Below are 4,623 nucleotides of genomic sequence, written 5' to 3'. Positions count from 1 at the left end.
CGCCGCCCGCCGGGTGCGCTGCGTCGGCGGCGGGGCCGGCACCGCCCGCACCGCCGCCGAGTACCCCGCCTGCGTCCAGCACGAGGCGCTGATCAACCTGGCGTTCGCGGGCGGCGGCGCGGCGATCCTGTGCCCCTACGACGCGGCCGCGCTGGACGCCGTCGCGCTCGCCGACGCGCGCGCCACCCACCCGGTCGTGGTCGACCGGGACGGCGAGCGCGACAGCGCCGACTTCGCGCCGCACCGCGCGATCCACGCCTACAACCGGCCGCTGCCCGAACCGGCCGGCGCGGTCGAGATGAGCTTCGACCTGACCGCGCTCCCCCGCGTCCGCGAGTTCGCCTGCCGCTGGGCGGCCGCGCTCGGCCTCGGCGCCGACGCGGTGGGCGACCTGGAGCTCGCCGTGAGCGAGCTCGCCGCCAACTCCTGCCTGCACGGCGGCGGGGCCGGCACCGCCCGGTTCTGGGCCGAGGACGGCCAGGTCGTCTGCGAGATCCGCGACGCCGGGACGATCAGCGACCCGCTGGCCGGCCGGCTGCCCGCCGGGATGAGCCCGCACGGCGGACGCGGCGTCCTGCTGGTCCACCACCTCGCCGACCTCGTCCGCGTCCACACCGGCCCGGACGGCACCGCGACCCGCGTCTACCTGCGCACATAGGCCGGCCGGCCGGGGGGAGACTGGACCCCGGGTTCAGGTGTAGCGGGCGAACGGCGGGCATGATCCCTGCGCCCGAACTTCCCGATCACTGTGGGGAACGATGCGTTTTCTTGCTCGCGCACACCAGATCCCGGTCCGGACGGCCGTGGGGGCGTTCGTCCTGAACTCGGGCCTGTCGAAGCTCCAGGCCCTGGACCAGATGGCCGAACCGACCCACGGCATGGCGAAGACCGCCTACCCGTTCCTGGAGACGCAGGACGCGCGGACCTTCACCCGCAACCTCGGCCGGGCCGAGGTCGCGATCGGCACCGCGCTGCTCGTGCCGTTCGTGCCCTCGCTGGTCGCGGGCGCGGCGCTGACCGCGTTCTCCGCCGGGCTGACCGGCCTCTACCTGCGGCTGCCGGGCATGCGCCAGGAGGGCGGCATCCGCCCGACCCAGGAGGGCATCGCGCTCGCCAAGGACACCTGGCTCGTGGGCGCGGGCGCCAGCCTCGTCCTGGACGAGCTGACCCGGCCGCGCGCGGACCGCCGCCGCCGCCGCAGGTGATCCGCGCCGCCGCCGCTTGACGCGGGGCGGCGCACCCGGTGAGGATCGGCGCGTCCCTCCAGGAGGCCGCGCCATGACATCCCCTTCCCAGCCGTCCCCGCTGGTCCGCCCGGCGGCGGACGCCGACGCCGCGGCGATCGCGGCGGCCCTCGGCCGCGCCTTCGACGACGACCCGGTCTGGCGCTGGCTGCTGCCGGACGCCGCGTCCGGGACGCGGCGGCTCACCGGGCTGTTCGGCGTCCTGCTGCGCCGGGTGCACCTGCGGCACGGCGCCACGGAGGCGACCGGGCGGGACGGCCGGACCGAGGCCGCCGCGCTGTGGGACCCGCCCGGCCACTGGCGGGTGCCCGTCCGGCTGCAGGCGGCGCAGGCGGTGCCGCTGCTGCGGATCCTCGGCACGCGGGTGCCGGTCACGCTGCGCACGCTGGGCGAGATCGAGCGGCACCATCCGCGCGAGCCGCACTGGTACCTGGCGGTGCTCGGCACCGATCCCCCGGCGCAGGGCGGCGGGCTCGGCGGCGCGCTGCTGCGGTCCCGGCTGGACCGCTGCGACGCCGAGGGCGTGCCCGCCTACCTCGAAAGCTCGAAGGAACGGAACGTTCCGTATTACGAGCGGTTCGGGTTCCGGGTGACGCGGGAGCTGGCCCTGCCGGGCAAGGGCTGCCCACCGGTCTGGCTGATGTGGCGGGAGCCCCGGCAGGGACGCTGAAGCGGGGTTTTCCACAGGGGATCGACCGCGTCGGTCAGAACCGTGTCATGACCGGAAACGGCCAGGCGGTCGCGGGTGTCGGCACGGCTGCGTGAACGCGCGGCGACCGTCCGTCCGCTCGCCGTGCTCCTGATGCCCGTCGCCAGGGGCCCAGACGCCGGCGGGCCGCCGCCAAACACGGTTGGCCTGATCCGGCCACGCGGCGCGCCGCTCCCGTCCCGTCCACCGGACCCGGTCGCGCCTTCCCCGGCTGGGCCGCCTACCGTCGGGAAGGAGCCATTGCACTCCTCCCCTCAGGGAAGGCGATAGGTGACCGACATGGCGACCGACATGGCCACGGCCGGACCCCGGGCGCCGGAGACCCCGCTCGCCCTGCACCGGCCGGGGCCGGCGCGCGTCCAGGACTACCTCCTCGGCGGCAAGGACAACTACGCCGGCGACCGCCGGCTCGCGCACCGGATCCTGGACGTCCTCCCGCAGGCGGCGGACGCCGCGCTGGCCGCCCGCGCGTTCCTCGCCGGGTCGGTCCGGCTGCTGGCCGAGCGCGGCCTCCGGCAGTTCGTCGACCTCGGCTGCGGCCTGCCCAGGGCCGACAACCCGCACCAGATGGCCGCCCGCCACATCGCCGGCACCCGCGTCGTCTACGTCGACCACGACCCGCTCGTCATCGCCCACGCCCGCGCACTGCTGGTCGACGGCGGCAACATCGCGGCGCTGCCGGCCGACATCCGCGACCCGGCCGCGGTGCTGGACAGCCCGGAGGTGCGGCGGCTGATCGACCCGGCCGAGCCGGTGGCGCTGCTGCTCTCCTCCGTCCTGCACTTCCTGCCCGGCGCCCGCGACATCGTGGCCGGCCTGGCGGCGTCGGCCGCACCGGGCAGCGGCCTGGTCGTCTCGCACCTCACCGCCGACTTCGCCCCGGCCGCGATCGCCGAGGCGGCGCGGATCTACCGGGAGGCGAGCGGCGTCCCGGTGTACCCGCGCGGCGGCACCGAGGTGGCGCGGCTGCTCGGACCGTTCCGGCCGCTGCCGCCCGGAGTGGTGCCGCTGACCGGCGGGACGTCCGCCGGCGCCCCGCTCGTGCACGGCGTCGTCGGCATCCGCTGACCGCTGTGGCGTTGGTCACAGCGGACGCCGCCCGGAGGCGCCCTCCACCTCGCTGCTCTCCGCCCTGCTCCCGCCGGTCATATGCTGTTCCGGCCCCATCACGCTGAGTCAGATACCGGGGCCGATATCTCACAAAAATCTCATTCACCCATTAGAGACGGTAACGGTTCGGCCCCTATGGTGGCCTCCGATGCCGACGAACACCCTGCCTTCAGCTGAGACGAAGATCGGCGCTCCCGCCGCGCGGGCCTCCCGGATGGGCTGGCTCGACGCCTTGCGGGGCCTGGCCGCCCTCGTGGTGGTGTTCGAGCATTCCCTGGACGTGCTGCTCCCCGAGGTACGGCGGACGGCCGGCCCCTGGTTCGACTTCGGCCGCTACGGGGTGTTCGTGTTCTTCCTTGTCAGCGGCTACGTGGTGCCGTTCTCGCTGCAGCGGCGCGGCAACGTCCGGGAGTTCTGGGCCGGGCGCTTCTTCCGCCTCTACCCCGCCTGGGTCGTGTCGCTGTCGCTGGCGCTGCTGCTCGGCGCGGCCGGCGTGACCTACGGGCTGCCCGCCGCGCTCGGCGACCGGCCGTGGGCGTCCGCCCTCGCGCACCTGACGATGCTGCAGGACCTGCTGGGCGTGCCGAACGCCGTCAACGTCCTCTGGACGCTGTCCTACGAGATGGTGTTCTACCTGCTCATCACGGCGATGTTCGTCGCCGGCGTGCACCGCTCCAGCGCCCGGGTCGCACTGGGGTTCGGCGTGGGCGCGGCGATCCTCGGCGTGGCGCTGCCGTCCGGGCTGCTGGCCTCGCGGTGGCCGGGCGGGACGATTCTCGCCGCCGCGCTGCTGCTGGCCGGCGGCCTCGCCGCGATGCTCAGCGGCAGGCGCGGGCTGCGGCGGGCCGGCGTCGCGGTCGTGGCGGCGCTCGCCCTGACGCTGCTCGTGCTCAACAGCCGCATCGGCGCCATCGAGAGCCTCTGCATCATCGCGACGATGTTCGCCGGGACGGCCGTCCGCGCCATCCAGGAGGGCCGGCTTCGCCGGGCACCGGCCATGGCGATGGTCTCGGTCGTGCCCGCCCTCTCGCTCGTGGCGGGGATGCGCACCCCGACGTCCTGGGCCCTGTACGCCAACCCGGACCCGCTCGGGCGGGACTGGTCCATCGCGGTGGCCGCCGCCTGGCTGACGTTCCTGGCCGGGCTCGCGCTCCGCAACCGCCGCATGCCCCGGTTCCTGGTGTGGTCGGGGCTGGTCAGCTACTCCCTCTACCTGCTGCACCCGCTGGTCGTCCAGCTGGTCTGGTACGCGGCCGGGCAGGACACCTGGCGCCTGCCCGTTCCCGTCCGGGCGGCCTGGGGCGCGGTGCTCATCGCGGGCGTCCTGGTGTCCGCGGCGCTCACGCACCGGTACGTCGAACGCCCGGCGCAGCGCCTCGGCCGCCGCCTGACGTCCCGGCCCCGCCCGGCCCCGGCCGCCGCCCCGCAACCCGCGCGGTCCCGACCGCCGCCCGGCGGTGAGCGGGGGGCGGTCAGGACCTGTCCCTTATACAAATCTCCCAGCCCCAGAGACTGACTCCTAACCCGTGTGCCGTCTTCTGCGTTGCAGAAAAAAACAAA

The 4,623-nt window shown here is 75.2% G+C and carries 5 protein-coding genes; all 5 read left to right on the top strand.

The genetic code is table 11. The features are described from left to right. Nucleotides 1-658 (top strand): anti-sigma factor RsbA family regulatory protein (locus HUX53_RS27985; RefSeq protein ID WP_176406206.1); only part of this gene is annotated, 658 nt, incomplete at its 5' end. A 100-nt stretch (nt 659-758) separates the two neighbouring features. Next, nucleotides 759-1,205, top strand: a complete 447-nt coding sequence (locus tag HUX53_RS27980; RefSeq protein ID WP_176406205.1) for a hypothetical protein — start codon at nt 759-761, stop codon at nt 1,203-1,205. Between the two features lie 73 nt (nt 1,206-1,278). Beyond that, nucleotides 1,279-1,914, top strand: coding sequence for a GNAT family N-acetyltransferase (locus HUX53_RS27975; protein ID WP_176406204.1), 636 nt, complete (start codon nt 1,279-1,281; stop codon nt 1,912-1,914). A 318-nt stretch (nt 1,915-2,232) separates the two neighbouring features. After that, entirely contained in the window at nt 2,233-3,021 is a 789-nt protein-coding gene (locus tag HUX53_RS27970; RefSeq protein WP_176406203.1) for an SAM-dependent methyltransferase, read from the top strand. 190 nt (nt 3,022-3,211) lie between these two features. After that, the gene (locus HUX53_RS27965) at nt 3,212-4,579 is read left to right on the top strand and encodes an acyltransferase (RefSeq protein WP_176406202.1); all 1,368 of its coding nucleotides are present in this window, start codon (nt 3,212-3,214) and stop codon (nt 4,577-4,579) included. The last annotated feature ends 44 nt before the right edge of the window (nt 4,580-4,623 follow it).

Origin of the sequence: Actinomadura sp. BRA 177, from assembly GCF_013372625.1 — a bacterium.
GTDB lineage: Bacteria > Actinomycetota > Actinomycetes > Streptosporangiales > Streptosporangiaceae > Spirillospora.
Note: the sequence above shows the minus strand (reverse complement) of the source record. Positions and strands in the feature narration are given on the sequence as shown.